This is a genomic window from Pseudomonas sp. A1230, assembly GCF_044218825.1.
Taxonomy (GTDB): Bacteria; Pseudomonadota; Gammaproteobacteria; order Pseudomonadales; family Pseudomonadaceae; genus Aquipseudomonas; species Aquipseudomonas iridis.
In genome coordinates this window covers 5,318,366-5,343,936 of sequence record NZ_CP162582.1, presented here as the reverse complement: position 1 = coordinate 5,343,936, position 25,571 = coordinate 5,318,366, and the positions used below count along the sequence as shown (strand labels likewise).

21 protein-coding genes are annotated in these 25,571 nt (G+C 60.4%); 4 read left to right on the top strand and 17 right to left on the bottom strand.

All coding sequences use genetic code 11. The features are described 5' to 3' along the window. Nucleotide 1: 1 nt before the first annotated feature. The 9 genes from pgaB to AB4P97_RS24910 form a co-directional block, all read right to left on the bottom strand. The gene (pgaB, locus tag AB4P97_RS24950; protein ID WP_047299249.1) at nucleotides 2-1,999 is read right to left on the bottom strand and encodes a poly-beta-1,6-N-acetyl-D-glucosamine N-deacetylase PgaB; all 1,998 of its coding nucleotides are present in this window, start codon (nucleotides 1,997-1,999) and stop codon (nucleotides 2-4) included. A gap of 12 nt (nucleotides 2,000-2,011) precedes the next feature. Then, nucleotides 2,012-4,492, bottom strand: coding sequence for a poly-beta-1,6 N-acetyl-D-glucosamine export porin PgaA (gene pgaA / locus AB4P97_RS24945; RefSeq protein ID WP_395601745.1), 2,481 nt, complete (start codon nucleotides 4,490-4,492; stop codon nucleotides 2,012-2,014). 257 nt (nucleotides 4,493-4,749) lie between these two features. Beyond that, nucleotides 4,750-6,255, bottom strand: coding sequence for a YdgA family protein (locus AB4P97_RS24940; RefSeq protein WP_395601744.1), 1,506 nt, complete (start codon nucleotides 6,253-6,255; stop codon nucleotides 4,750-4,752). A gap of 317 nt (nucleotides 6,256-6,572) precedes the next feature. Beyond that, nucleotides 6,573-7,208: a hypothetical protein gene (locus tag AB4P97_RS24935; RefSeq protein ID WP_047299246.1), complete on the bottom strand. Its 636-nt coding sequence runs from the start codon at nucleotides 7,206-7,208 to the stop codon at nucleotides 6,573-6,575. A 93-nt stretch (nucleotides 7,209-7,301) separates the two neighbouring features. Next, a complete protein-coding gene (locus tag AB4P97_RS24930) occupies nucleotides 7,302-8,744 on the bottom strand; it encodes an efflux transporter outer membrane subunit (RefSeq protein WP_395601743.1) in 1,443 nt (480 codons plus the stop codon). Beyond that, nucleotides 8,741-9,628, bottom strand: a complete 888-nt coding sequence (locus tag AB4P97_RS24925; protein ID WP_395601742.1) for an efflux RND transporter periplasmic adaptor subunit — start codon at nucleotides 9,626-9,628, stop codon at nucleotides 8,741-8,743. Before AB4P97_RS24925 ends, AB4P97_RS24930 begins: the two co-directional genes overlap by 4 nt. Then, a complete protein-coding gene (locus AB4P97_RS24920; RefSeq protein WP_007917703.1) occupies nucleotides 9,625-9,834 on the bottom strand; it encodes a DUF1656 domain-containing protein in 210 nt (69 codons plus the stop codon). The genes AB4P97_RS24925 and AB4P97_RS24920 overlap by 4 nt, the downstream gene beginning before the upstream one ends. After that, nucleotides 9,831-11,894, bottom strand: coding sequence for an FUSC family protein (locus AB4P97_RS24915; RefSeq protein ID WP_047299244.1), 2,064 nt, complete (start codon nucleotides 11,892-11,894; stop codon nucleotides 9,831-9,833). Before AB4P97_RS24915 ends, AB4P97_RS24920 begins: the two co-directional genes overlap by 4 nt. Beyond that, complete coding sequence (locus AB4P97_RS24910) at nucleotides 11,891-12,319, bottom strand: MarR family winged helix-turn-helix transcriptional regulator (protein WP_042557041.1); 429 nt, start codon at nucleotides 12,317-12,319, stop codon at nucleotides 11,891-11,893. The genes AB4P97_RS24915 and AB4P97_RS24910 overlap by 4 nt, the downstream gene beginning before the upstream one ends. A 202-nt stretch (nucleotides 12,320-12,521) precedes the next feature. Here AB4P97_RS24910 and AB4P97_RS24905 point away from each other — a divergent pair, with 202 nt between their 5' ends. Both AB4P97_RS24905 and AB4P97_RS24900 read left to right on the top strand, forming a co-directional pair. Beyond that, nucleotides 12,522-12,800, top strand: a complete 279-nt coding sequence (locus AB4P97_RS24905) for a CopG family ribbon-helix-helix protein (protein ID WP_395601741.1) — start codon at nucleotides 12,522-12,524, stop codon at nucleotides 12,798-12,800. Next, nucleotides 12,797-12,985, top strand: coding sequence for a type II toxin-antitoxin system RelE/ParE family toxin (locus AB4P97_RS24900; protein ID WP_235378370.1), 189 nt, complete (start codon nucleotides 12,797-12,799; stop codon nucleotides 12,983-12,985). The genes AB4P97_RS24905 and AB4P97_RS24900 overlap by 4 nt, the downstream gene beginning before the upstream one ends. A 104-nt stretch (nucleotides 12,986-13,089) precedes the next feature. Here AB4P97_RS24900 and AB4P97_RS24895 read toward each other — a convergent pair whose 3' ends face one another. Beyond that, nucleotides 13,090-13,335: a DUF2789 domain-containing protein gene (locus AB4P97_RS24895; RefSeq protein ID WP_042557039.1), complete on the bottom strand. Its 246-nt coding sequence runs from the start codon at nucleotides 13,333-13,335 to the stop codon at nucleotides 13,090-13,092. Between the two features lie 443 nt (nucleotides 13,336-13,778). Between AB4P97_RS24895 and AB4P97_RS24890 the strand changes: the two genes are divergently transcribed. Both AB4P97_RS24890 and AB4P97_RS24885 read left to right on the top strand, forming a co-directional pair. Beyond that, nucleotides 13,779-14,309 carry an NfeD family protein gene (locus AB4P97_RS24890; RefSeq protein ID WP_042557038.1) on the top strand — a complete coding sequence of 177 codons (531 nt, stop codon included), beginning with the start codon at nucleotides 13,779-13,781 and terminating at the stop codon, nucleotides 14,307-14,309. 2 nt (nucleotides 14,310-14,311) lie between these two features. Beyond that, a complete protein-coding gene (locus AB4P97_RS24885) occupies nucleotides 14,312-15,070 on the top strand; it encodes a slipin family protein (RefSeq protein ID WP_042557037.1) in 759 nt (252 codons plus the stop codon). Nucleotides 15,071-15,123: 53 nt separating this feature from the next. Here the strand turns inward: AB4P97_RS24885 and AB4P97_RS24880 are convergent, their stop codons facing one another. The 7 genes from AB4P97_RS24880 to AB4P97_RS24850 all read right to left on the bottom strand — a co-directional run bounded on the left by AB4P97_RS24880 (nucleotide 15,124) and on the right by AB4P97_RS24850 (nucleotide 25,571). Next, on the bottom strand, nucleotides 15,124-16,674 hold the full coding sequence (locus tag AB4P97_RS24880; RefSeq protein ID WP_200892951.1) for an efflux transporter outer membrane subunit: 1,551 nt from the start codon (nucleotides 16,672-16,674) through the stop codon (nucleotides 15,124-15,126). Further along, nucleotides 16,671-17,741 carry an HlyD family secretion protein gene (locus tag AB4P97_RS24875; protein WP_395601740.1) on the bottom strand — a complete coding sequence of 357 codons (1,071 nt, stop codon included), beginning with the start codon at nucleotides 17,739-17,741 and terminating at the stop codon, nucleotides 16,671-16,673. Before AB4P97_RS24875 ends, AB4P97_RS24880 begins: the two co-directional genes overlap by 4 nt. Nucleotides 17,742-17,767: 26 nt before the next feature. Continuing rightward, nucleotides 17,768-19,306: an MFS transporter gene (locus AB4P97_RS24870; protein WP_273878041.1), complete on the bottom strand. Its 1,539-nt coding sequence runs from the start codon at nucleotides 19,304-19,306 to the stop codon at nucleotides 17,768-17,770. Nucleotides 19,307-19,497: 191 nt separating this feature from the next. Further along, a complete protein-coding gene (locus AB4P97_RS24865) occupies nucleotides 19,498-20,415 on the bottom strand; it encodes a LysR family transcriptional regulator (protein ID WP_395601739.1) in 918 nt (305 codons plus the stop codon). Between the two features lie 256 nt (nucleotides 20,416-20,671). Then, entirely contained in the window at nucleotides 20,672-22,039 is a 1,368-nt protein-coding gene (locus tag AB4P97_RS24860; protein WP_042557032.1) for an HlyD family type I secretion periplasmic adaptor subunit, read from the bottom strand. After that, entirely contained in the window at nucleotides 22,029-24,185 is a 2,157-nt protein-coding gene (locus AB4P97_RS24855; protein ID WP_042557031.1) for a type I secretion system permease/ATPase, read from the bottom strand. Before AB4P97_RS24855 ends, AB4P97_RS24860 begins: the two co-directional genes overlap by 11 nt. Before the next feature lie 33 nt (nucleotides 24,186-24,218). After that, nucleotides 24,219-25,571 carry a TolC family outer membrane protein gene (locus tag AB4P97_RS24850; RefSeq protein ID WP_395601738.1) on the bottom strand — a complete coding sequence of 451 codons (1,353 nt, stop codon included), beginning with the start codon at nucleotides 25,569-25,571 and terminating at the stop codon, nucleotides 24,219-24,221.

Sequence of the window (25,571 nt, the reverse complement as noted above, 5' to 3'; positions counted from 1 at the left end):
GTCATGGGTTCCATTTGTTGGAGAGTGCAGGCCTTACGGTTTTCAGGTCCGGCAGGTTGTCGAGGAAGTTGTCCGGGTAGTAGCCAAAACTCGTCGCGCCCTGACGCTTGAGGCGGCCCATCCAGTCCGCCAGATGCGCGCCATCGATGTCGGCCTGATCCTTTTTCGTCCAGTCGCGGGCCTGCAATTCGAATACCGTGCGGTTCAGCGCGCCGGGGCGTTTGCTGACGGTTTGCACCAGCTTTTCCAGCCATGGGCCAGACTGTTCCTGAGTCTGTTTTTCCATCAGCGGCATGGCCATCGGCGCCGTCCAGTCGTAGGTCGCGAGGAAGTCATCGAGGTTCTGTGCGTACCATTCTTCACTGTGTGGATTGAGCATCGGCTCGGCGAAGATGTTGCGCGCGGTCTGCACTTGCGGCCCTCGGATGGCGCGGACTTTGGCGGTGAGGTCGTTGGTGAAATCGATCAGGTAACGACTCTTGAAGCGCGTCCAGCGCTGCATCGCCGCCGGGTCATCACGCAGTGCCGCGATCGAACCCGGCAAGCCGTTTGCGGCGTATACCTTCAATGCTTGCGGGCCGGCGTCTTCGAAGTCCGAGAACACGGCATCGTCGTGGTAAAGGATGCCGTCGACCGAAGTCAGGCGCGCCACGTCTTCGTAGATTTCACCGATGATCCGCCGTACTTCCGGATCGAACGGCGACAGGCGTTTGTACTGATCCGGAGCAACCGAGGTGGTACCGGTTTCCGGGTTCCAGCTCATCACACGCGGCAATTTCGAATCGAGAGCAAAACTCAGCACCGGCATCCAGGCGAAGACTTTCACGTGAGCACGGGTGCGCAGTTGCCAGGCCACACGGTCGAAAATATCCGCGCGCACAGGCAAGTGGCGGTTGGGGAAGTACAGCGAGTGCACCAGACCGTCGCCCTGCGGATCGGCGAAGGCTTGCAGGAATACGGTGTTGGCACCCATGTCGGCCATGCGCTGCACCAGTTTGCCGAGGTTGATGTCCTGCTGCACCGGGTCCGGATCGTAGACGTTGTCCAGATCCACGTGCACCACGCGCATGGCGAAATCCGACTGCACCGAGACAACGCTGTTGGCGAAATGCGTGCCGTCAGGATCGGAGGCGACGAGGAAGCGCGGGCTGCTCATCAGGTTGTCGAGGGCGTCGAGACCGTCGTCGAGGGTCAGGGCCATTTCATAGCCCTCCTCGCCCACCACGGTCAGCGAAGTGCCGTCCGCCGTGCCGTATGGCCAAACCCAGACCCGCGGTTTGTAACCGGTGGCCTTGCGGATTTTTTCCGAGATATTGCTGACGTCAGTGCGAATCCGCGCCCGGAAATCGGCCTCGGATTCATAGCGTTTGGTCAGCGGATCGTAGCGTCGGGTCGCGGCGGCAGGCTGCAGGTTGCCCTGCGGGTTAGCGAGAATGCCCTTGTGGTTGGCATCGGTGTGGGCGGCGATTTCCACCAGCCCGGATCTGGAGATCTCGCGTACCTGCTCCCAGGTCAGGAAGTCGGAGCGCGCTCGCGGCGTACCGGCAAAATCCACTGGCTGGTTGAGCGGCGTGTCGATCCAGGTGCCGACCGGCGCCAGCAACGCGTGCCAGTTATAGGCGCGCAACACTGGCAGCACGCGGGTGTAGAAGCTTGAATAACCATCGTCGAAACTGAGCAGGATCGCCTTCGGCGGCAACTCAGGTCCGCCCTTGCGGGCGGCCATGATCTGGTCGACCGTGACCGGTTTGTAGTTGTTCTCCCGCAGCCATGCGAGCTGTTCGATCATGCGCTCGGTGCGCACCGCCACCACGGCCTGATCGGGATCAAGATCTTCGACATCGTGATAAGCAATGCCGAGCACGTGATTCTTCGGCCACGGTTTTTCACTGGCCGCCACCGGGCGCTCGGAAGGCGGCGTGAAGGCCGGAGCTTGCTGGGCGCAAGCGCTGACCAGCAGCGCTCCCAGCAGAAGGATGAAACGCGAAATAAAAGGCATCTTCAAACTCTTCTAGAAGCGGAAAGTGAGGTCGACGAGCAGACGCAGATCGGTCTCCCGATCGCCGTCATAGGGCCGGTTGATCACACTGAACAAACCGCCCACCTCGAACACGTCGTTCCAGGCATAACGCTGGCCGTAGCCGAGCAACGCCATGCCGCCGGTGCCGTGATTACGCTGGCTGTACGTACCCGCACCCGCCTGGAACTGCTGGCTCCAGGAGGTTTCATAACGGCGGTAGAGCACGTGATTGACGTTGATCAGCGGCATCACACTGAAGTCGGATTTGGGATTGAAGTACGGCACGTCATCGGATTTGGAGTTGTGGCTGGTGCCGACTTCCAGGCCCGCATCGACTTGCACGTTCGGCGCGCTGTAGACGCCTTCGCGACCGGTGAGCAAGGCTTCGACGCGGTTGTTGCCATCACTGAAGTGCGACGGGCTCACCGACAGCCGCCACTCGCGGCTTTCGTTGGCGCGCCAGCGAATAAACCCGCTGCCACCGTTGGCCTTGATATCGCTGTTGAGCGCGCGCAACGGCGTTTGCGCCGACAGGTAATCGAGGCTGCCGCCGTACTGCCAGTTGTCATTGATGTCGCGGGCGATCGCCAGACGCGCACCCTGTTTGTCGCCGAAGCCATAATCGTGATTGGAGATTTCGGCTTCGAGGGTCATGTCGCGGGTGCGACGCTCCAGACCGACGCGCTGGAAGCGGTGATGGCCGGTGCCTTCGGCGAAGTCGCCAGTGGCATAACCGGCACCGGCGAACACGCGCCAGTCCTCGTCTATCGGCGGGCTGTACAACGTCGTCTGGATACCGAAATCGCGACTGCCACTGACCGCACCAGCATCGCCGCTGCCACCGCCATTGGCCTTGCCGCCATAGGCTTCGACGCGCAGTTCGAACATGTCGTGGACTTCACGCTCTCGGGCCAGACGCTGTACCTGACGGTTGTCCGGATAACGCACCACAACATCGTCGGTCAGCGCATCCATCTGCCGCCATTCCTGCAACTGCATGGCGGTGCGGGCCTGAGCAACTTCCAGGCCCATGCCGCGCGGCACCATGCTTTCGGTGTCCTTGAGCTGGATTTCAGCGCGACGTGGCCAGTTGCGGGCCAGGTACAGGTCGGCTTGAGCCAGGCGCAAACCGAGGTTGCCCGGCGCCTGATCGACCAGCGTCTGCAAACGCTCTTCGCCATGGGGCAGGTCGGAGCCATAGATACCGGCCTGCGCCGCGAGTTGCTGGGCGTCCATCCATTCATCGTTTGGGTTGCCTATTGGCAAGCCCTTGAGTTCAACGCGTGGACGCTGGGACTTGGCCAGATCTTCGGCGACTTTGCGCGCTTCGTCGGCGCGATCACTTTCCAGCAGTGAGTAGTACAGCGCCGTGGTGTCCTCCAGACGATCACCGACATCGGCGTCCGGCGCCGACAGCACCTGGCGATACAGATCAGAGGCTATCTCTGGCTCGCGCTGGTCCAGATAGGCTGCCGCCACCCAGCGCTGGGCGTAGGTGGGAATCTTCACGCCTTCGGCTTGCAGCCTCTGGTATTCGCTGATGATGTCGGCGGTCCGCGCCCGGGCCTTGAGCGCGCCCATGCGGTCGATGCGCCAGCGGGTCACGTCGTCTTTGGCGCTGGCGTCGGGCGTCCAGGTGGCGAGCAGTTTGTCGTAATCAGCCAAGGCACGATCGGCGATCACGTAGCGTTCTTTTTCGCTGCGGGTCGCGAGTTCAGCTAGCCGTACGCGCTCGGCAGCCAGATCGCCTTCGAGGCGACGCAGGGTGACCGGATCGATCAGACCCGGACGCTGGTAGGCCAGGCGCAGTGCCGGTTCCGGCAGACGCGCCTTTTGCAGCGCGACCACGTATTCGCGGGCGACTTCCGGTTTGTGGCCAGCGCGAATGAAAGCCTGATCGTATTCGAACAGCGCGTCATATTGCTTGCCGGCACGGCTAAGCGCGTAGCCCAGTGCCAAACGGCGAGAAGGATCATCAGGCTTGGCGGCGACCAGCGCTTTGGCGCGAGTTACGGCTTGATCGGGTTCGCCGGCGTCAGCCTGAGTCAGGGCCAGGCCCAGTTGCAGGTCGGCGTTGTCTGGCTCCAGGGCCAAGGCCTTGTTGTAGACCTGAGTCGCCTGATCCCAACGTTTAAGGTTGCGATAGGCGCGAGCAGTGGCCGTCAGCGCCTGAATCGGCAGCACGCGGCCGCGGCCCTGGGTTTCATAGACCTGCACCACTTCGGCGTCGAGCCCGGCCCAACTGGCAATTTGCAGGTGATCGCTGATCTGTCCGGTGGTCGCCTGACCCGGCGGCACCTGACGCAGCACCGTCAGCGCAGGCGTGGTTTGCCCGGCACGGGCGTCGCGCACCATCTCGTCATAGGGTGTATCGGCAAACGCGAGTGCCGGCCAAAGTAATTGGCTGCACAACGCTACGCGGAACAAAGGGCGTAAACCACGATGCAATACGGGAACATCAATACGCGGCATTCGTCAGCATCCTTACATGGCTAGCCGGGTCGCAATGCCCTCCTTGCCCATTCGTAACGGAGCCAAGCCAACAACGGCTAGGCCAAGCTTGGTCAGGCAGTTTGCACGCAAGCGCGGAGCAAAATTCGGAACACAATAATTGTTCAGAATCGTGATGGCAGCTTGCTCCCGGAGCGCTGAAAACCCGAACACCAGACAGCAAAACGCCCGGCGCCTGTGCAAGACAGAGGCCGGGCGTTGCTATTAAGGACGCAGTATTACTGCACTTGCGTGACGCCCGCGAACTTGCTCATCAGGAAGGCGACGAACTGCTCGACGGTCATTTTCTGGCCGTTGAATTCCACCTGATTGGCGGCGTAATGCAGCTTGGTCACGACACTGGTGCCCTCCACTGTCGCCAACTGCGAACCAACGGCCATGCCGGAGAACATGTCGGCCGCACCGCTGGCCTGATCGACAATGGCTTTGGCGTCGGTCTGACCATCAAGCTGCGCCTGAACGCTGAGCAGATCGATCAGCATTGGCTTGGACACGACGATATTAAGATCGAGCAACGCGATCAGCTGTTTGGCCAGTTGATCCGGCGGCAGGTCCATCGATTGCGGCTTGGTCAGGTCGATCACCAGATTGGCGCGACTTTCACCATTGGCGGTTTTCAGCGAGAGATTTTCCAGCGCCACTTGCGGACCGGCCGCCAGCAGCTTTTGCAGATCGGCTTTGACCTGAGCCGATTCAGCTTCGGTCAGGTTCAGTTCCGGCGCCGGCAAGCCTGCTTCTGCAGCTTCGGCAGCGGCTTTTTCGTAAGGCTGCAATTTGGTCTGATAGATCTGCATCAACGACATTGTCGACGGGATGTCGAGGTTCTTCAGGCTGAATGCCAGGTTGGCGGAGCCGATTTTCTTGTCGTTGAGGGTGACTTCGTCAACCTTGTAATCGGCGCGACCGGACGCATTACTGCCGCTTTCTTCGGTGAGGTTCTTCATCTCGAAGCCCTTCACGCCGAGCACAGATTGCTTGGTGCCGAAAGTGGTTTTGCTGTTGGTCAGTTCCAGGGTGTTGGCGCCGGTGTAGTAGCCGAAGCTGCTCTTGGCGAGGTTGCTGGCCAGGGTCAGACCGTTGAGTTCTATCTGCACGGGCGCCTGGTCTTCAGCCACGGTGACCAGTTTCAGGCTGTCCATATAGCCGTCAGCCTTGACCTTTTGCGCTTGAGCGCTGGCGGAGATATTCATGGTCAGGCCGGAGAATTTCAGGCTCGATTGCGCATCCAGTGCGGTTTCCAGCGGCAGCAGGTCGATGGTGCTGGTGGTGGATTCGTCGTAGCCGATGTTGGTCACGCCTTTGAGTGGTGCTGCACCCTTGGTCGCAGCGAACCATTTTTCGGTGGCCGGGTTCTTTTCCAGCTCGTAGTTGCTGGTGGCCATGACCGGCAGCCACTTCAGCGACACGAGACGCGAGAACGGCAGCGGCCCGTGCTCGATGTGGTCGACAAACAGCAGCTCGACCGGCGCATCGCCAAACAACTCACCTTCACCTTTGAGGCGATAGTGCGCGGTGCTGGTGAACGTGTGGCGCTCCAGCGACACCAGTTCCAGCGACGCCGTGCCGTTGGAGCCGGCCATCGCGGTTTGCAGTTCTTTGTTGGCGTTGGTGACGGCGTTGTTCAGTACGCCTTCGATCTTGGTCCCGGTGTACCAGGCCCCGCCTGCGCTGATCGCGCCAATGGCAACAACAATTCCGAGTAGCACGCCTGCTGATTTATTCATGAATGACCTGATCGATTTCCGTGGCTGAAAGTGTGGTCGTCTTCCCTGAACCCGTGACCGGGTTACGGCTCGACTCCGCTTGAATTAGCGGTGCAGATTAGCACCGGGCGCGGAAGACGGCCCAATGTTTAAAGGTGAAAGAGTGTCTATGGGGCGTGTGGACAGTGGGCAGGCTGGAAGAGTTTCGCTGTTTTTGCAGACGCCATCGCTGGCAAGCCAGCTCCCACAGAGCCTTGGGTGATCACAAAACTTGTGAACACCACAAAAACCTGTGGGAGCTGGCTTGCCAGCGATGAGGCCAGGTGATTCACAGAAGATCAGGAATACTGAACCTCAATCTCATCCAACTGATGATCAAAGCTCTTCAGCCGTGCAGTCCAGGTATAAACCAGCACTTCAAAGTCCCGATCGATTACCGCGCCACTCGGCCCATCGGCGCGCGGGTCGCAGTAATCCAGTTGATAGCGCTCACGGGCCATGGCCGTGGCGACATCGGACAGTTCACGGGCATTGTTCAGCCAATGCCAGCCCTCGTCGTCGAACTGCTTGTCGAGTTCCAGGCATTGCTTCTTCAGCGCTTCGAGGCTTTTTTCCAGCGGCGTGCCGGTGAGTTCGCCCATGACCTCGGCGAAGGTACGCCCGGGTTGCCAGTAGCTGCCCCAGAAATACCGGTCGAACACGGTTTCGACCCGGCGCAGGGCGACTTTGGTGTCCCAGATCAGGACCAGGGTCTTGCCTCGTTCAAGCTGTCGTTTCTTGACTCGCTGAACCTGCACAGACGCCCAGGCCACCACGACGATTGCCATCACCGCGATCAACGCCACGGCGCTGTCGAGGAAAATCATCGCCTTGTCGATCTGGTGGGCCAGCATGATGCCGTAGAAATAGGTGGCCGAAAGCAGCACCAGCGCTGCCAACGAGCACCAGAAGCCGAGAGCGTAAGGGTTTTTCATTATTGGTTTCCCCTAGACCAGCGCTAGCAATGTGCGCTGAAGGGACGCTTTTGCACGGGGCGCCCTTTCAACACTTCAAGCATAGCTACGGCGTCAGGGTTTGCTCGGGCTCGAGGCTTGCGTTCGTCCGCTTTCCCAACCGCCGCCGAGGGCGAGGAACAGATCGATCTGGCTCATGGCGACTTGAGTGTTGGCAGCGGCCAGTTGCGCGGTGACATCCGTGTAGGTGCGGGTCGCTTGCAGGTCGGCGAGGAACGACTCGCGGCCGGCCTGAAAGAAGCGGTGCGTCTGGTCTGCAGCCAGTTTCGCCGATTGCTCGGCATCGGCCAGTGCATCACGGCGCTGCAACAAGGCAGTGTACTGAGCCAGACCCGTCTGGGTTTCGCGAATGGCGTTGAGCACCACGCCGTCGAAATGCGCCAACGCGCCTTGCGTAGACGCTTCGGCCTCGCGAATGCGCGCGCGGGCACCGTTGGTCGGCACCTTCCAGCTCAGCGATGGACCGAAGCCCCAACGATTGGTCGATGGGTCGCCCAGGTCGTCGATAAGGCCGACGGTGCCGATCGTCGCGCCGATGCTGATGTCCGGGTACAACTCGCCAGTGGCAACACCGATCCCGGCGGTCGAAGCGGCCAGCCGCCGCTCGGCCTGACGAATATCAGGGCGGCGCTTGAGCAACGCGGCGCCATCACCGACCGGCACCAATTGCGCGATTTTCGGTAGCTCGGCGCAGGCCGCTGTGCCCGTCGGCAATTGATCGACGGGTTTGGCGAGCAGCATCGACAGACGAAACAGTCCAGCCTGACGCGCCGCTTCGTAACGCGGCAGGTCAGCGCGCAGAGATTTGAATTGGGTTTGCGAGCGGGTGACCTGGGTTTCGTCGCCACGTCCGGCATCGCGCAAGCGCTGAGTCAACGTGGTGCTTTGCGCTTGCAGATCAAGAGAGTGCTCTGCGATTTCCCGCTCCTCATTCGCCGCACACACCTGGGTATAGGCGCGAACCACGTCAGCCACCAACGTGATTCGCGCAGTATCAGCTGCTGCCTGGGTGGCATCGGCGTTGGCCTTCGCACCTTCGATACCGCGCTGCAAGGTGCCCCACAGATCGAATTGATAAGAAGCGCTGATGCCGATATCGCCGACGTTATCGACCGGGACTTTTTCCGGAAGCAGGAATGCCTGACCGGATTCCTGCAAACGCTGCGCGCCCATTTTTACGCCAGCGCTCCAGCCACCCGCCGCTTCGGCCTCATCGACCTGCGCGCGGGCCCGCGACAGGTTCGCCGCCGCCACGCGCAGATCCGTGTTGGAGGCCATGGCCTGCTGCACCAGTTGATCCAGACGTGGGTCCTTATAAAGGCGCCACCAGTCAGCCGGCACCGGCGCCGAGACCACCGGTTTACCGGCCACCGCCAGCTCGCCCTGAAAATCCTTGCGCTGGACGGCCGCTTCATCGGGCACCTGATAATCCGGCCCGACCATCTGACAGGCCGAGAGCATCATGCCCAACCCGGCGATCATCAGGGCCTTGTTCATTGCTCGGGCTCCTGTTTCCTGTCGTCAATAATCGACACCGTGGCGGTTCGCCCGGCGATCATGCGGAAGTCTGCCGGCACCTCATCGAAGGCGATGCGCACCGGAATCCGCTGCGCCAGCCGCACCCAACTGAACGCCGGGTTGACGTTTGGCAGCAGGTTGCTGCCGCTGCTGCGGTCGCGGTCTTCGATGCCGGCGACGATGCTTTCGACATGCCCGCGCAGCCGCGCACGGTCGCCAATCACACGGATATCCACCGACTGGCCGACATGAATGCCGTCGAGTTTGGTCTCTTCGAAATAGCCGTCAATGTGGAAGGAGTTGCTGTCGACCAGCGACAACACCGGACGCCCGGCGGTGACGAATTCCTGAGGCCGCGGCGCACGGTCGTTGACGTAGCCATCCACCGGGCTGCGGATTACCGAGCGATCAAGGTTGAGCTGCGCGCTGTCCACCGTCACCAGCGCTTCGGCCAGCGCCGATTGCGCACGGGCGACACGCGACTGGCTCGCTTCCAGTTGCTCGGCCGGCACCAGATTACCCAATCCACGGTTTCGCTTGGCTTCACGCTGCGCTTGCGTCAGGGTTTCTTCGCGATCCGCGACCGCGGCTTTAGCCTGACGCAGCGCCAGTTTGAAACGATCCTGGTCGATGCTGAACAGCACCTGGCCACGCTTGATCAACTGGTTGTCCTTCACCTCGACCTGCTGGATCAGCCCGGAAACGTCCGGGGCGATCTGGATGATGTCGGCGCGAATGTGGCCGTCGCGGGTCCACGGCGCGAACATGTAATACATCACCATGCGCCAGACGAGGACAACGGCAAAAGTCACGATCAGCAGGGTCAGTACCACGCGACCGATGGTCAAAAACGGTTTTTTCATGTCATCAGGTATCGACTGAGTGAGTCCACGCCGTACAAAAGCACGGCGTAGAGCGCCACGTTGAACAATGCCCGGTGCCAGACCAGACGGTAAAAGTGCACGCGCGTGAGCACGGCATGCACCAGCAAAAACAGCACATAAGTGATGCCCATCAACACCAGCAGGGTCGGCAGGAAAATGCCGCTGATGTCCAGATCACCGATCATAGGGGCGCTCCATCGGGCAGCGGTTCTTCGGGCTCGGCGCTGGAAACGAATTCAACGCCGGGCAGCAATGCCAGACGCAAACCGCTCAGGGCGTGCAACAGGTGTAGCCGGGTTTCTTCGTCGCCGTGGCCATTGAGCGCACGGCGGGTGCGGTCCAGGGTCATCAGCAAAGGGCTCGGAGCCGGCAGGCGTTCGCCAGCCTTGAGGCAAGCGCGGAAATACCCGCCGACCTCGCTAACCACTTGCTGCAATAGTGCCTTCGGTATGCCGGTCATTCGCGGTGTGTAGGCGAGCAGGTCGAGCAGATTCAGGCCCACGCGCACTTCGCGCATGGCAATGCCGGTGTCCTGGCCAGTCAGCGCCAGACGCGGCAGGTGCTGCATCAGCCGATCAAGCAACTGCACGCCCAGCTTGCGGTGTTCAGCGAGACTGGCCGGCTCGGTCATGTCGACAATGTCTTTCCAACTGAAGCGGGTCAGCCGTTTGGCTGCCAGCTCGGCACCGAACGGACGCGCCACCAGTGTCCAGATGAACGCGAACAGCAGGCCGATCGGCCCCGCCAGGTTGGAGTTCACGAAGGCAAAAAAGTCCGCATCGTAAGCACCCTGAATACTGATGAACGACGAGGTGTTAACCAGCGTCAGCAGCATGCCGAGGTAGAAACGCGGCTGTACCGTCAGGGTGCCAACGCAAATAAACGGGACGGCAAACGCCAATACCAGCATCGGAAAATCGTGCAGATTCGGCAGAATCAAAAACAGGTACAGGCTGGCGAACAGCACCGACATGCCGGTCCAGAAAAAGAACCGGTAAATCTGCGGCGCCGGGTCGTCCATCGAAGCGAAGAAGCTGCACGCGACTGCCGCCAGAATCACCGCACTGCCGCCATCCGGCCAGCCGAGCAGAATCCACAGCACCGAGGCGACAATGATCGCCAGAATGGTCGACGCCACCGAATAGAGCATCAGCCCACGGTCGATAAACGGCGTCAGGCGGCCGAGGCGCCAGTGGCGATAAACCGCGCGCCAGCTGTCTTGGCGCTCGCAGAGAATTGCGTCTTGCAGACTGCGGCAGTCTTGCCACAAATCGATGAATTCGCCGAGGCGATAAATCGCGTTGGAAAACAGTAACTGCTTGCGGTCCTCAAGTGCTTCGGCGCTTGGCTGCAAGGCTTCGAGCTGATCCTTGAGTGCCTGCCAGCGGTCGAGATCGGCGTCGTTGTGGTCGAGCCATTCACGCGTCGCGGCCAACAACGGCGCGAATTTTTCCACCAGCTCCGGCGTGCGTCGTTCGAGGGCATAGAGCGAGTCTTCGAGGGCATCAATCACCGGCAACAGGTGGATCATTCGCCCGCGCAGTTCCTTGGTGTTGCGCACGGTTTGCGGCCGCGCGCCTTCGTGGGGCAACTGGCCGATCATCAATTCGAGGCTATTGAAACTGGCAACCATCGCCATGCGCAGGGCCGTGACTTCTTCGGGCTGCACGTCGCGGCTGAGAAACTTCAGGCTGTAGGTCGACGCGTCGGCGAACCATTTGCCCACGGCATCGTTGAACACCGGCGCAAGGCGACGTGGCCAGAACATCGCACCAACGACAGCGGCGACGGCAATGCCGAGGAAAATCTCTTCGGTACGCGCTTCCGCCACATCCCACACCGCCAACGGGTTATCCACCACCGGCAAGGCAATCAACGGCAGCGTGTAACCGGCCAGCATCAATGCGTAACTGTTGGCGGTGCGTAAATGCAGCGACAGGAACAGCAAAATTCCCGTCCACAAGGCGATGACGACCACCAGTACAAAAGGGCTCTGGACGAACATCGGCACAAAAAACACCGCCGCCGCCGCACCGAGAAAAGTACCGATGGCGCGGTACAAAGCCTTGGAACTGGTCGGCCCGAGAAATGGGCTGGAAACGATGTACACCGTGGCCATCGCCCAATAGGGACGCGGCATTTGCATGAGCATGGCGATGTACAGCGCGAGCATCGACGCGGCAAACGTGCGAATCCCGTAGAACCAGTCCCGGGCCGGCGGAATGCCTGAAAAAAAACCGTTCAAGAATTAACCACCACGGGCGGATGGGCCGCCTCAAAAGCTCTGAGTACCCGAAGCGTAGCCTCCAGATCACTCTGGTCGATGCCTTCGAGTACTTCGTGACGCAGACGCACCAATTCGACTTCCACCGCTTGCACCAACTCACGACCGGTGTCGGTCAGGCTCAGGCACTTGGCGCGGCGATCCTGTGTGTCTTCGGTGCGACAGACATAGCCGGCGTGGCACAACTGATCGAGCAGTCGCACCAACGACGGACTCTCCATCCCGGCCGCCTGTGCCACTTGTACCTGGCGCACACCCTCGCCCAGCCGCCCGATCATTAATAACGGGACGGCGCAGGCTTCGGAGATTCCATAGTTGACCAGCGTGGTCTGGCAGATCTTCCGCCAATGCCTGGCGGCCACCACCATGGCACTGCTGATGTTCATCTGGAGAGCGTCGAGGGAATTGGGCACGGGAAAATAGACACTGTTAGTTTGCTAACTATCAATATCGCATTGGAGAGGAAATTCAGTCAAGTTTTGAAACAAATCTCTCCATTGGTCGCAGGGAGGCACCGCAAAGTTCCTATATAGATCCCTACGATGTATATACCTCGTCAGTACCAGACCTTTTTCAGGGAGACACAAGATGTCAAAACATGCCGTCTTTACGATGAAACTCGAGCCAGAATTGCGCGACCAATTTATGGCAGAGGCTGAAGCCTCACACCGTCCCGCGTCGCAGATCATGCGAGAGATGATGCGTCAGTTTGTTCAGGCTCAACAGGAAGCCAAAGAGTACGAAGTCTTTTTGCAACGTAAGGTCAATCTGGCACGAGAAGCAATGGCGGCCGGTGAAGGCATGTCCAACGAAGAAGTTGATGCACAATTCGCCGCCAGGCGCAGGCGGGTAGAAAATCAAGGATGAAGATTATCTGGACTAAAAATGCAGTACAGGATCGTGAAGATATTTGGGACTACCTTCACGCCGAAAACCCCAAAGCGGCTCTCGAAATGGATCGCCGCTTCACTGAAGCGGCTTCCCCAATATCCCAAAACCCCAAAACCCCAAAATCGGTCCGGCCGGCATCATTTCTGGCACTCGCGAAATAATCCCCCACTCCAGTTATCGTCTCGTCTACCAACTCGATCCAGATGTGATCTGGATAATGGCGCTGGTTCATACAGCGCGGGCGTGGCCTTTCCCAGGGTAGTGACTACCTCTCCCGTCCCTTACGCAACAACACATTCAACTGATCCACCACTTCCGCCCAATCCGCATCATCGAGAATCTCGTCCCGCAAAAACTCCGCCTGGCTTTTGCTCCAGAAAAACGCGTCCGCCAGATGCAGCTCTGGTTTGAGGGGGGAATGGGTGGCGATGAATTGGTCGATGCTGACCGGGTCGTTGTCCAGGCCCAGTTGTTTGAATAGCGACGGGAGGCTGTGGTTTGGGTTTTCCATTGATGAATTCCTTGAATGACGCGGTGAGTGGAAGAATGTTCGCGAGCAGGCTAGCTCCCACAGGTTGAACTCGATCTCGGTGGGAGCGAGCCTGCTCGCGAAAGCGTCAGCAAGACCGGCACAAAACCTAACGACTCAACTCCCGCACCTGCGCATGGACTAACCCGTGCGGTCTCCAGGCTGCTGGACGAGTGGCGGTGGGCGACGATGTCATATTCGCAATACGCCCGGGCCAGGCTGCTTTGCACCTTTTTTTGGCCATTCGCATGATGCTCCTCGGAGTTGCGCTGGAGGGTTGTTGGCGTGTCTTTGAGTCTAGTTCGACAGGCTGCAGGCGAGGAGAAATCCGCTCACCGGACACATCCGCACATTGATCAATATTCAGGCAGCGCGAGGCTCAACTAGACTGAAAGAACCACCCCACGATTCTCGCGGAGGGTTACGTGAACAGCCGATGTTGTGCGTTTATCTGGTTACTCCTGCTGAGTGGCTCGGCCTTCGCCGCCGACACCTCATTGCCGCCGATGAGCCCTGTCGGCTTATGGCTGATCACCTTGGGCATCGTTTTTTTGATTGCCGAAGCCGTGCTGCCCAATTACGGCGTGATTGGCCTGGGCGGGATCATCATGTTCGTCATCGGCGCGCTGATTCTGGGCAATGCCGACTTGCCGGTGCCCATGATGATCGGCCTCGGTCTGCTTAGCGCCCTGCTCTTGCTTGCGCTGATTATCCGCGCCTTGAAAACCCGGCCGCGAAACGCGGTCAGCGGCGACGCCGGCCTGGTCGGCAGCGTGACGGCGGTGACTACCGTGCACGCGCAAAACCCGCATAACGGCTGGGTGCAACTGCAAGGCGAACATTGGCAGGTGCTCAGCACCACACCACTGCATACAGGGCAGTCGGTACGCGTGGTCGGGCGAAACGGCTTATTGCTGCAAGTCAGCGCGACTGACGCGGCTCAACACGGAGAGTGATCATGGGTCTGCAAATCGGTTTTGTTGCGCTGCTGTTGTTGGTGATCGTCCTGGCCGGATCGACGTTTCGCATCCTGCGTGAATACGAGCGCGGGGTGGTATTCCAGCTCGGGCGTTTCTGGCAGGTCAAAGGCCCAGGGCTGATCCTGCTGATTCCGGTGGTGCAGCAAATGGTTCGGGTCGACCTGCGCACCGTGGTTCTCGATGTGCCGCCGCAGGATGTGATTACCCGCGACAACGTTTCGGTTAAGGTTAACGCGGTGCTGTATTTCCGCGTGCTCGATCCGCAGAAGGCCATCATCCAGGTCGAAGATTTCCTCTCCGCCACCAGCCAACTGGCGCAGACCACGTTGCGCGCCGTGCTCGGTAAACATGAACTGGATCAACTGCTGGCCGAGCGCGAGCAGTTGAACATCGACATCCAGCAAGTGCTCGACGCGCAAACCGATACCTGGGGCATCAAGGTCGCCAATGTCGAGATCAAACACGTCGACCTGAATGAGTCGATGGTGCGCGCCATCGCCAAACAAGCCGAGGCAGAACGTGAACGGCGGGCCAAGGTAATCCACGCCGAAGGCGAACTGCAGGCCTCGGAAAAGCTCATGCAGGCCGCCGAAATGCTCGGCCGCCAGCCCGGTGCCATGCAACTGCGCTACATGCAGACCTTGACCTCGATTGCTGGCGACAAGAGTTCGACGATTGTCTTTCCGCTACCGATTGAGTTGCTCAAGGGCATGGCGGACTTGTCGGGAAAATCCTGACGTCATCCCTCTATTGTGCGCCATGGGTTTTTTGTCGATGGCTAAAGCCTTTTCTACGGATTACTGGTGACAACTTCTGCGGGATACACCGACTCCCATCCCCCACCCAACGCCCGATACAACCCGACCATCGCCAGCGAAACCCCGGTCGAACTCTCCACCCACTGCTCCTGCGTTGCGAGCAACGCACCTTGCACAGTAAGCACATTGACGAAGTCGGCCACGCCTTCGACGTATTGCTGTTGCGCGGTGCGCAAAGCGATCTGGTTCTGGCGTACGGCCTCGGCGAGACTGTCGCGGCGGCGTTGGCTGGCGTTGTATGCCGTCAGTTGATCGTCGATTTCGTGCCAGGCACGCAGCACGGTCTGCTGATAGTCGATCGCTGCTTCCTGTTGCTGGGCTTCGCGCAACTGCAATACGCCGCGCAGGCGACCGCCATCGAACAGCGGCAGGCTGAATTGCGGGCCGATGCCGAACGCACGCGAGCCCCACGAGCCGAAATCACTGAGCTGCATCGCTTGCGAACCGAGGTTGCCGGACAGGGTGATGCGCGGATAGAAATCACCCTTGGCCACACCGATGTTGGCGGTGGCGGCATGCAGTCGCGCTTCGGCTTGACGGATGTCCGGCCGGCGCTCAGCCAGTTGCGACGGCAGGCCGATAGCAACTTCGAGAGGCGACTGTGGCACCGCGGCGTCTGTGGATAATTCTTTATTCAGAGCCTGCGGTGGCTCGCCTATCAACAGGCTGATCGCGTTGATCAGTTGCGACTGGCGCTGTTCGAGTGCAGGCAAGCGAGACTCGATGGCGGCGACTTGCGCAGCGGCTTCGGCGACGTCCAGATCGGTCGCCACGCCATCATTGAGGCGCAGCTGCGAGAGCTTGAGGCTGTGGCGGGCGACGTCGAGATTCTGCTCGGTGACGGCACGAGTGTTCTGCACGCCGCGCAGCTGGATGTAGTTCTGCGCAGTGTCGGCGAGCACCGCCAATAGCACGCCGCGACGATCGTTTTCGGCGACTTCGAGGTTGGCGTCGGCGGCTTCGGTTTCCCGGCGCACGCGGCCCCAGAAATCCAGTTCCCACGAGGCGGAGAAACCGGCGTCCCACAGATTGAAGGCGGAATCGCCGTTGTGCCCGGACGGGTCATTCAGGCCTTCGCCGCTGTTGCGTTTGCGCCCGTAACTGCCGGTGGCGGCGGTATTCGGGTAGCGCTCGGCAGTGATGACCTGACGTGCGGCACGGCTCTGTTGCAGGCGACTGCTGGCCAGTTTCAGGTCGAGGTTGCTGCTGACAGCGCGCTGGGTCAGGGCCGACAGTTGCGAGTCGTTGAAGACTTCCCACCAGCGCTCGTCAAGGGGCTCGCTGACCGCTTGGCTGGGCGCGGATTTGGCTGGTTTTGCCCAGTTGGCGATTTGCGGGGCTTCGGGTTTGTGGAAGTCGGGGCCGACGGTGCAGGCGGTGAGGCCAGCAGCGATTACGACTGTGGATATCAATCGCTGCAAATTGCCTCTTCGCGAGCAGGCTCGCTCCCGCAGGTGGAACGCGTTGCACAATGTGGGAGCGAGCCTGCTCGCGAAGGCGTCGGTTCGGTCAACTCGATTCATCGCTGAGTCACCTCACGCACCGGATTCGCCGCCGTACGCGTATCAATACTCGCCTCCACCGACATACCCACCCGCAGGCGCTCGGCCAATGGCTGGCCCGGCTCGAGCATGATCTTCACCGGAATCCGCTGCACAACCTTGGTGAAGTTACCCGTGGCGTTGTCCGGTTTCACCGCCGCAAACGTCACGCCGGTGGCCGGCGCAATGCTTTCGACGCGACCGGTCAGCGCTTCGCCACCCAGACTATCAACGCGCACCTGTACTTCCTGCCCAGGCTTCACATCGGTCAGTTGTGTCTCCTGAAAATTGGCGACCACATAAGCCTGCTTCAACGGCACCACTGCCAGCAGTTTGCTGCCCGGCGTGACATAAGCGCCGACACGCACGGCACGCTCGCCGACCATGCCATCCTGCGGTGCGGTGATGCGTGTGTACGACAGTTCGAAACTGGCGATTTCCAGTGCCGCTTGTGCGTGTTTCAAACTGCCTTCGGCGGCATCTCGCTGGGCGGCGAGGATGTCGACCTGCTTGCGCTCCGCCGCCAGTTTTGCGCTGGCCGTGTCAAGGCGCGCACTGGCTTGATCGATGCGGGTGCGGGCCTGTTGCGCGTTCTGCACGGTACCGGCGCCGACACCGGCGAGGTGGTTGTAGCGATTCAATTCCTGCTGGGCGAAGGCCATTTCAGCCTTGGCCGACACCACTGAAGCTTGCGCCTGAGCGATCACCGAAGTCTGACGTTCCAGCGTCGCCTTGGCGTTCTGCAACTGCGCCCGGGCGACCAGGGTTTGCGCATCCGCCGCCTCGGCAGAAGCGCGCAAATCGCGATCATCGATCAACGCCAGCAACTGCCCCGCCGTCACTTGCTGGTTGTCTTCCACCAGCACTTCCTTGATGAACCCGGCCACGCGCGGCACCACCAGGGTGTAGTCGGCGGAAACGAACGCGTCGTTAGTGTTCTGCTGAGTGCGTTTGCCGAACAGGCCGGGCATCGCCAGATACACCAGCACGCCAACAGCCAACGTGGCCGCCAGGGCCACCGCGAGTTTTTGCTTTGCTTGAGTCGTCATGGAAACCTTCATTTTCAGTACAGCAATCAGGTCGGCGCGCGCGGTGGAAAGATCCGCGTCGGCAGCCAGAAAATCAGCAGGATCAGCGTCACTGCGACGCCCGCCATGCACACATAGAGATCGGAAGACGTCAGCACCACCGCTTGTTCGTGGAGGCGATGGGCGAGGCCCGGGTCGCTGCGGTCGGCCAGAGGCGAATTGCCGAGGCTGTCGACCAGCATGGTCGAGTGAAAATGCAGACGCGATGTGGTCAGCGCTTCGATCACTCCTGTGGCGACTACCGCCGCCAGGCCCTTCACGGTGTTAAACCACGCTGAAGCGAACGGCCCGTCCATGGGCTGGATGCTGCCGGTCGATAGCATCAGCAGCGGCAGTACCGACATCGGCTGGCCAAAAATCTGCAGCCATTGCAGGACATAGAAATTGTCGCGAATCCACTCCGAAGTCAGCAGCGACCCACCCAGACAGGACAGCGTCAGCATGCTCAAACCAATGCCCAGCACCCAACGGCAGTCGACCCAGCGCAGGTTGCACAGGGCCGCCACCAGCGGCAGCGCGATCAACTGCGGTAGCGCCGCGATCAGCATGATCGGCGCGGTCTGCACCGGCCGATAACCCTGCACTTGCGCCAGATAGCTCGACGGAATCAACACCACTGCTTGCAGCACGATCAACACGCCAGCCAGGGTCATCAGCGCGAACGCCAGGTTACGGATACCGAGCATCTGCAACTTGAAAAACGGAATCGGCTGCGACCACTCGTTGATCAGAAACGCCACCAGCAGCAGCGATCCCGAGATCAGCAAGGCGCTGATCAGGTTCGACTCGAACCAGTCCAGCCGATTGCCCTGCAACAGACCGATCACCAACATGCAGATCGCCGGAAAGCCCAGCAGCAGGCCCTTCCAGTTAAACGCCTTGAGACGTTCAAGGCGCAGTGGATCCTGCGGGATGCCGTAAGCCACCATCACCATGGCAATCAGGCACGGCACGATGATTTGCCAGAACGTCCATTGCCAGCCGACGTACTCGGTCCATAAACCGGCCAGCGGTGTACCCAGGCCCGGGCCAAAAGTGGCGGTCAGCGCATAACCGGCCAAGCCGTAGAGTTTGAAATTGGCCGGCAAGAAGCGCAGCGCAACAGTCATCAGCATCGGCGGCAACGCGCCGCCCGCCAACCCTTGCAAGGTGCGCATCAGCAGCAGGCTCTCGTAATTCGGGGCGAACGGACAGAGCAACCCGAGCAAGGTGAACAGGCTGATCGCGCAGAGGGTGAAGCGACGCAACGAAAAGGTCACAGAGCACCACGGCGCGAAGGCCATGGCCGCGACCGAGGTGGCGGTGTAACTGGCAACCAGCCAGGTACCTTCGTCGTAACCGATATTCAACGCGCCGCGAATGTCGGCCAGGGCGACCTTGGTCACCATCTCGTTGAGGCCCGACACCAGCACTGCCAGCAGCACGCCGACCAGCCCGATGATGATCCGCGCCCCGAACACCGGGGGCGTGACCGCCGTCGCCGGGCTGGCCGCAGCAAGAGTCGCCGGGACCGTCAGGGATGTCATGAGTGCAAACTCCGGAGGGAAAAATACCGGAGCATCTTAGTCGGGCTTAGTGCTGACGAAAATTGACTTGTTGGCAGGTTATAAGTGCGCCTGACGCAACTATGCAAGATCAAAAGATCGCAGCCTTCGGCAGCTCCTACAGGGAATGCATTTCAATGTAGGAGCTGCCGGAGGCTGCGATCTTTTGCTCTTCAAGGTTGGGCAGCGAGCCAGGTTTCGTCGCAGCAACTTTTGAGGGTTTCACGCAGCCAACGGTGTGCCGGATCCTTGTCAAAACGCGGGTGCCAGGCCTGAGTCAGCATCAGTGTCGGCAGCGGGATCGGCAGGTCGAATGAGCGCAGTTTCAATCCCAATCGCCGCACACTCAGCAGCGCTTCCTTGGGCACCGGCAGGATCAGGTCAGAGTCCGGCAAAGCGAACATCGCCGCATGGAAACTCGGCGCGATCACCGCCACTCGCCGCTCCAGGCCCAGTGCATTCAGCGCCGTATCGATAGGGCCGCGCGCGATGCCGCGGCGCGACATGCTGATATGGGAGAACCCGGCGTAGCGCTCGGCGGTGATCTCGCCATCAAGCAAGGGATGATCCTCGCGCACCAGACCGACAAAATGGGTGGAGAACAGGTTCTGAACCTTCACCTCTGGCGTCACCGGCCGAGTGTTGCTGACGCTCAGGTCGATGCGCCCCTCGCGCAGCGCTTCATCGTCGCCATCGCCTTCCGGGACGAAGCGCAGTTCACAGTGCGGCGCCTGCTGGTCAAGGGTGTCGAACAGTTTGCCGCCGTACACACCGATGAAAAAATCGTTGGCGCGGATGCTGAAGCGGCGGCGCAAACTGCTCAACTCCACGGTGTCCGCCGAGCGGAACAAAAGCGCAGCCTGTTCGACCACATCGCGCACCTGTTCGCGCAATTCCAATGCCTTGGGAGTCGGCACCAGGCCCCGACCGGCGCGCACCAGAATCGGATCACCGATGGCTTCACGGATCCGCGTCAAGGTCCGGCTCATCGCCGCCGGACTGAGGTTCATCCGCCGCGCGGCGCCAACCACGCTGCCCTCGTCGAGCAAGGCGTCGAGGGCGACCAGCAAGTTCATGTCCGGGAGTTGCATGCTGAGCACTCTTGGCTGATCTGGATTGATCTCTGCGCAATGCTAGCAAACATCCCTAAGTTAGTTGGCGCCTGTCTGGACTGAATGGTGAGTGACGATTTGTGTCACTTATTGGCGAAATGAGGCAATTTCACTGAAGCCATCGCTGGCAAGCCAGCTCCCACAGGTCCCGATGTTGAACACATAATCGTGTTCCAACCGAGAACCCTGTGGGAGCTGGCTTGCCAGCGATGAGGCCATTAAGGCCAATGGAGATCTAGCGCTCGTGCAACGCCTCGGCCCGCGCGCGAATGATCGGCTTGAGCAGATAACTCAACACCGACTTCTTGCCGGTGATGATATCCACCGACGCCACCATGCCCGGGATGATCAACAACGGCTTCTCATCGGTGCCCAGGTGGCTGCGCTCGGTGCGCACCTTGATGATGTAGTAAGTGGTTTTCTTGTCTTCGTCGGTGATCGTGTCGGCGCCGATCTGCTCCAGCTGAGCCTTCAGCCCGCCGTAAATGGTGTAGTCGTAGGCGGTGAATTTCACGATCGCCTCCTGTCCCGGGTGCAGGAATGCGATGTCCTGCGGACGGATCTTGGCTTCGACCAGCAACGTGTCGTCCAGCGGTACGATTTCCACCATGTCGCTGCCCGGCTGAATCACGCCACCGATGGTGTTGACCAGCAATTTGTTGACGATGCCGCGCACCGGCGATGTCACCAGCGTACGGCTGACGCGGTCTTCCAGCGCCTTACCGGTAGCCTGCGCCTTGTTCAGATCAGTGCGCGCTTCGTTCAACTGAGTGAGCGCTTCGCTGCGGAATTTGCCGCGCGTCTCATCAACCTTGCGCTGCACTTCCTTGATCGCCGACTCGGCGCGTGGAATCGCCAACGTGGTGGCGTCGAGCTGACCACGGGTTTCCACTTCGGCACGCTTGAGGCGCAGCACTTCAACCGGGGACACCGCGCCCTGCGCCACCAGCGGCTCGGACATGTTGATTTCCTGACGCTGCAAATTCAGCTGCTGGCGATACTGCGCCTGCTTGGAGCTGAACTCGCGCAGCTCTTGTTGACGCTGGATCAACTGCTCCTGCAAGCCACCTATCTCGTCGTGCAGTTGCTGACGACGGCTGATATACAACGATTCTTCACTTTTCGCCTGACCGGGAACGGCTTTGACCACGTCCTCCGGGAAATTCAGCGGGCGGTCATCGACCTCGGCGCTCAGGCGCTCGACGCGCAGCAGCATCGACTGCCGATCAGCCTCGGTTTCGCCGACGTTAGAGGCAAATCGCGTGTCATCAAGGCGAATAAGCGGTGCACCGGCTTCGACGATCTGGCCTTCCTTGACGAACAGTTCGGAAACGATCCCGCCCTCGAGGTTCTGGATTTTCTGGATCTTCGACGATGGAATCGCCTTGCCGTCGCCCTTGGTCACTTCGTCGATCACGGCAAAGTTGGCCCAGAGCATGAGGAACACGAAAAAGCCGATGATCGCCCAGATGGTCAGGCGCACGACGCGCGGGGCGTCCTCTATCAGCGCCTTGTTGACCTCGGGCAGCGGCTGGCCCTGCAGCGATGCAGTGCCTTTGAAGTAGCGACGGATCGAATCCTTGAAACCCGACTTAAGCAACACTGATCTGCCCCTTCTTCAACGCTTCCATCACCGCAGCTTTCGGGCCGTCGGCGAGAATCTGCCCGCGATCGATCACCAACAGACGATCCACCAGCGACAACAGGGAAGCCCGGTGCGTGACGAGCACCACGGTCTTGTTTTCAATCACCGCTGCGAGGCGTTGCTTGAGGCGTTCTTCGCCGGTGTTGTCCATCGCGCTGGTCGGCTCGTCCATCAGCAGGATCGGCGGATTGAGCAACAGCGCCCGGGCCAGCGCGACGTTCTGGCGCTGACCGCCGGACAGGTTTTGCCCGCGCTCGCCCACTTGCAGTTCGTAGCCTTGCGGGTGCAGGCGGGCGAACTCGTGGACACCGGCCAGTTCGGCGGCTTGCAGCACGAGTTCGTCTTCGACATAACGCGCGCCGGAAATCAGGTTGTCACGCAGGGTGCCGGCCAGTAGCTGGATGTCCTGCGGCACGTAGCCGATGTTGTAGCGCAACTCGCTGACGTCGATCTGGCGTATATCAACGCCGTCCACCAGCAACGCGCCGTCGTCCGGTTGATAGAGGCCAACCAGCAGTTTGGCGAGTGAACTCTTACCCGAGCCGCTACGGCCGATGATGCCGATTTTCTCGCCGGGACGGATCACCAGGTTGATGTTCTTCAACGCCGGGTTCTGTTGTTCGGGGTAGGTGAAGTTGAGCTGACGGCACTCGATGGCGCCTTGCAGGACCTTGCGGCTCAGCGGGCGCTCTTCGAAATTGCGTTCCTGCGGCAGCTCCATCATCTGGTCCACCGATGTCATCGTCACCCGCGCCTGCTGGTAGCGGGTCAGCAAACCCGACAGCGAAGCCAGCGGGCTGAGTGCGCGACCACTGAGCATGTAGCAGGCGATCAGACCACCCATGCTCAGATTGCCGGCGATGATCTGGTACACGCCGAAGACGATCATGATCACCCCGGCCAGTTGCTGAATCAGCAGGGTGATGTTCATCGCCAGACCGGACAGCATTTTCACCCGCAGTTCGAGGCGGCTGAGGGTGCCGATGGTCTGTTCCCACTGGTATTGGCGTTCGCTTTCAGCGTTGTTGACCTTGACCGCGTCGAGGCCGGCGAGGGTTTCGATCAGGCTCGACTGACGCTCTGCACCGAGGGCCATGGTGCGTTCCATGGTTGCCACCAGCGGCTTTTGCAGCGCGTAACCAATCAGCAGGGCTATCGGGAATGCCAGCACCGGAATCCACACCAGATGCCCGCCGAGAATGGCGATGACGATGAAGATCAGGATGGTGAACGGCAGGTCGATCAGGCTGGTCAGGGTCAGCGAGGCGAGGAAATCGCGCAGGCTCTGAAACTCATGGATGTTCTGCGCGAAGCTGCCGACCCGCGCCGGGCGATACTTCATCGACATGCCAACGATGCGCTCGAACAGCGTGGCGGAGATGATCAGGTCGGTTTTCTTCCCGGCCAGATCCAGACACAGGCTGCGCAGGCTCTTGAGGACCAGGTCGAACATGTACGCGCCGGTGATGCCCAGCGCGAGCACCCACAGGGTGGCTTCGGCCTGGTTCGGCACGACGCGGTCATAGACGTTCATCACGAACAGCGGCGCGGCCATGGCGATGATGTTGATCAGGAAACTGGCGGCGATGGCGTCGGCGTACAGCCAGCGCGAACGCTTGAGGGTGTCGCGGAACCACGAGCGTGCGCGCGGGATCAGCGTGCCGTGGTTAACGTCGAATTTGTGCTGCGGTTGAGCGAAGAAGACCTTGCCGGTGTAGTCGTCGGCCAGCAGTTCGCGACTGACCACGGATTCGCCGCCGTCGCTTTCGCTGAGCAGCACCCGCGCTTCGTTGTCACCTTGCCAGCCGAGCAGGACGGCACTGCGGCCATCCTTGAGCAGCAGCAACGCGGGCATGGCAATCGCTGGAATCTCTTCCAGCTTGCGCTGCAAAACCCGCCCTTGCAGACCGGCGCGAGCCGCCGCGCGGGGCAGCAACTCGACACTCAGACGTTGTTTGGGCAGCGGCAGGCCGGTCGTCAGCATCGCCGCGCTGGCGGGCTTCTGGTGCAGCATGCAAAGGGCGAGCAGACCGTCCAGCAACGGATCGTCGTGCAACGCGCGTGGATCATGACTGAGATGAACTCGACTGACTTCTGATTCCACGCTCGACACTCTTTAACAGTTGAAAGGGATAACTCAATTCATCCCAGGCAGCTGAACCTTGGGCTTCACGTCGTTCTGCACAACGGATGCCAACGGCGCGACCACTCCCTGGCTTCTGAGCAACTCGCCCATGGTCGCCTTGATTCGATACTGAGTAAATAACTGAATGTTTTTGATTTCAGCCAGACGCCGCGAAGCGGTGAACAACTCGTTTTCGCTGTCGAGCAAATCGAGCAGGGTACGCTCGCCGAGGCTGAACTGACGCTGGTAAGCAGTGCGCACCGAGGTGCTGTGATCAACGTACTGCTGGGCGATCGGCACCTGAGCGTTGGCGTTGTTGAGGGCATTCCAGGCCAAGCCAAGTTCTTCGTTCAGCTGACGCAGGGCGTTGTTGCGGATATCCAGCGCCTGGTTCGACAGGTACGACTTGGATTCCAGATCGGCCTTGTTGCTGCCGCCCGAATAGAGGTTGAAGCGCATGCGCAACATGGCCTGCCATTCGTTGCTGTGGCCGTTCTGACCGTCCAGATCGTTGTCGGCGGTGCGGCCCAGTTCGGCGTCGAAGCGTGGGTAGAAGGTCGACTTCGCGGTTTCGTACTGCTTCTCGGCAGCGGCGATATCAGACTCAGCCGACCGCAGGATCGGGCTGTTCTCCAGCATCTGCTGACGCGCTTCATTGAGGTTGGCCGGCATCATCGCCATGAACGGCGCCGGACGCTCCAGTTGATCCGGCATCTGGCCAACGGCGCTGAGGAAATTGGTTTCCGAGTCAGTGAGATTGGTCTGCTCGGTGATCAGATTATTGCGCGCCTGGGCCATCCGCGCTTCGGCCTGATCAAGGTCCGCGCCGCTGCCGACGCCACGCTGGGTGCGCAACTGGATCTGGTCGTAGATGCGCTGATGGCTCTTGAGGTTGTCCTCGGCCAGACGCACGAATTCGCGACGGGTCAGTACATCCAGATAAACCTGGGCAACTGTCAGCCCGGTGCGCTCGGAAGTACCCAGCAAAGAGTAGGCACGTGAATTAACGGTGGCTTGTTGACGCCCAACCTCGCTGGAAGTCGCAAAACCGTCAAAAACCATTTGCGACAGACGTAAACTTGACTCGCTACGGTTCAGGGTTTCCCAGTGATTGCCGCCGCTGTTGGCGCGGGTGGTCACGCTGTCAGTGCCTTCACGGCCATAACCGCCCAGCAGATCGACCTTGGGCAGGTATCCACCTTTGGCTGCTCTTAATTGATAATCCGCGGCTAAACGACTGTTGACCCCCGCCTGGATTTCCGGATGGACATCCAGTGCCTGCTGCATGGCTTCTGGTAAGGATTGTGCTTGTACGAAAGAGGCGGCGAGAGCGAAGGGTACAGCCATGAAGAGAGGCAAACGCAT

Bases quoted from the DNA above. Each gene is read 5' to 3' on its own strand.
- AB4P97_RS24940 (WP_395601744.1), bottom strand. From the start codon at position 6,255: ATGAATAAATCAGCAGGCGTGCTACTCGGAATTGTTGTTGCCATTGGC.
- AB4P97_RS24865 (WP_395601739.1), bottom strand. From the start codon at position 20,415: ATGCAACTCCCGGACATGAACTTGCTGGTCGCCCTCGACGCCTTGCTC.
- pgaA (WP_395601745.1), bottom strand. From the start codon at position 4,492: ATGCCGCGTATTGATGTTCCCGTATTGCATCGTGGTTTACGCCCTTTG.
- AB4P97_RS24895 (WP_042557039.1), bottom strand. From the start codon at position 13,335: ATGGAAAACCCAAACCACAGCCTCCCGTCGCTATTCAAACAACTGGGC.
- AB4P97_RS24910 (WP_042557041.1), bottom strand. From the start codon at position 12,319: ATGAACATCAGCAGTGCCATGGTGGTGGCCGCCAGGCATTGGCGGAAG.
- AB4P97_RS24870 (WP_273878041.1), bottom strand. From the start codon at position 19,306: ATGACATCCCTGACGGTCCCGGCGACTCTTGCTGCGGCCAGCCCGGCG.
- AB4P97_RS24885 (WP_042557037.1), top strand. From the start codon at position 14,312: ATGGGTCTGCAAATCGGTTTTGTTGCGCTGCTGTTGTTGGTGATCGTC.
- AB4P97_RS24875 (WP_395601740.1), bottom strand. From the start codon at position 17,741: ATGACGACTCAAGCAAAGCAAAAACTCGCGGTGGCCCTGGCGGCCACG.
- AB4P97_RS24930 (WP_395601743.1), bottom strand. From the start codon at position 8,744: ATGAACAAGGCCCTGATGATCGCCGGGTTGGGCATGATGCTCTCGGCC.
- pgaB (WP_047299249.1), bottom strand. From the start codon at position 1,999: ATGCCTTTTATTTCGCGTTTCATCCTTCTGCTGGGAGCGCTGCTGGTC.
- AB4P97_RS24905 (WP_395601741.1), top strand. From the start codon at position 12,522: ATGTCAAAACATGCCGTCTTTACGATGAAACTCGAGCCAGAATTGCGC.
- AB4P97_RS24900 (WP_235378370.1), top strand. From the start codon at position 12,797: ATGAAGATTATCTGGACTAAAAATGCAGTACAGGATCGTGAAGATATT.
- AB4P97_RS24935 (WP_047299246.1), bottom strand. From the start codon at position 7,208: ATGAAAAACCCTTACGCTCTCGGCTTCTGGTGCTCGTTGGCAGCGCTG.
- AB4P97_RS24925 (WP_395601742.1), bottom strand. From the start codon at position 9,628: ATGAAAAAACCGTTTTTGACCATCGGTCGCGTGGTACTGACCCTGCTG.
- AB4P97_RS24880 (WP_200892951.1), bottom strand. From the start codon at position 16,674: ATGAATCGAGTTGACCGAACCGACGCCTTCGCGAGCAGGCTCGCTCCC.
- AB4P97_RS24920 (WP_007917703.1), bottom strand. From the start codon at position 9,834: ATGATCGGTGATCTGGACATCAGCGGCATTTTCCTGCCGACCCTGCTG.
- AB4P97_RS24850 (WP_395601738.1), bottom strand. From the start codon at position 25,571: ATGCGTTTGCCTCTCTTCATGGCTGTACCCTTCGCTCTCGCCGCCTCT.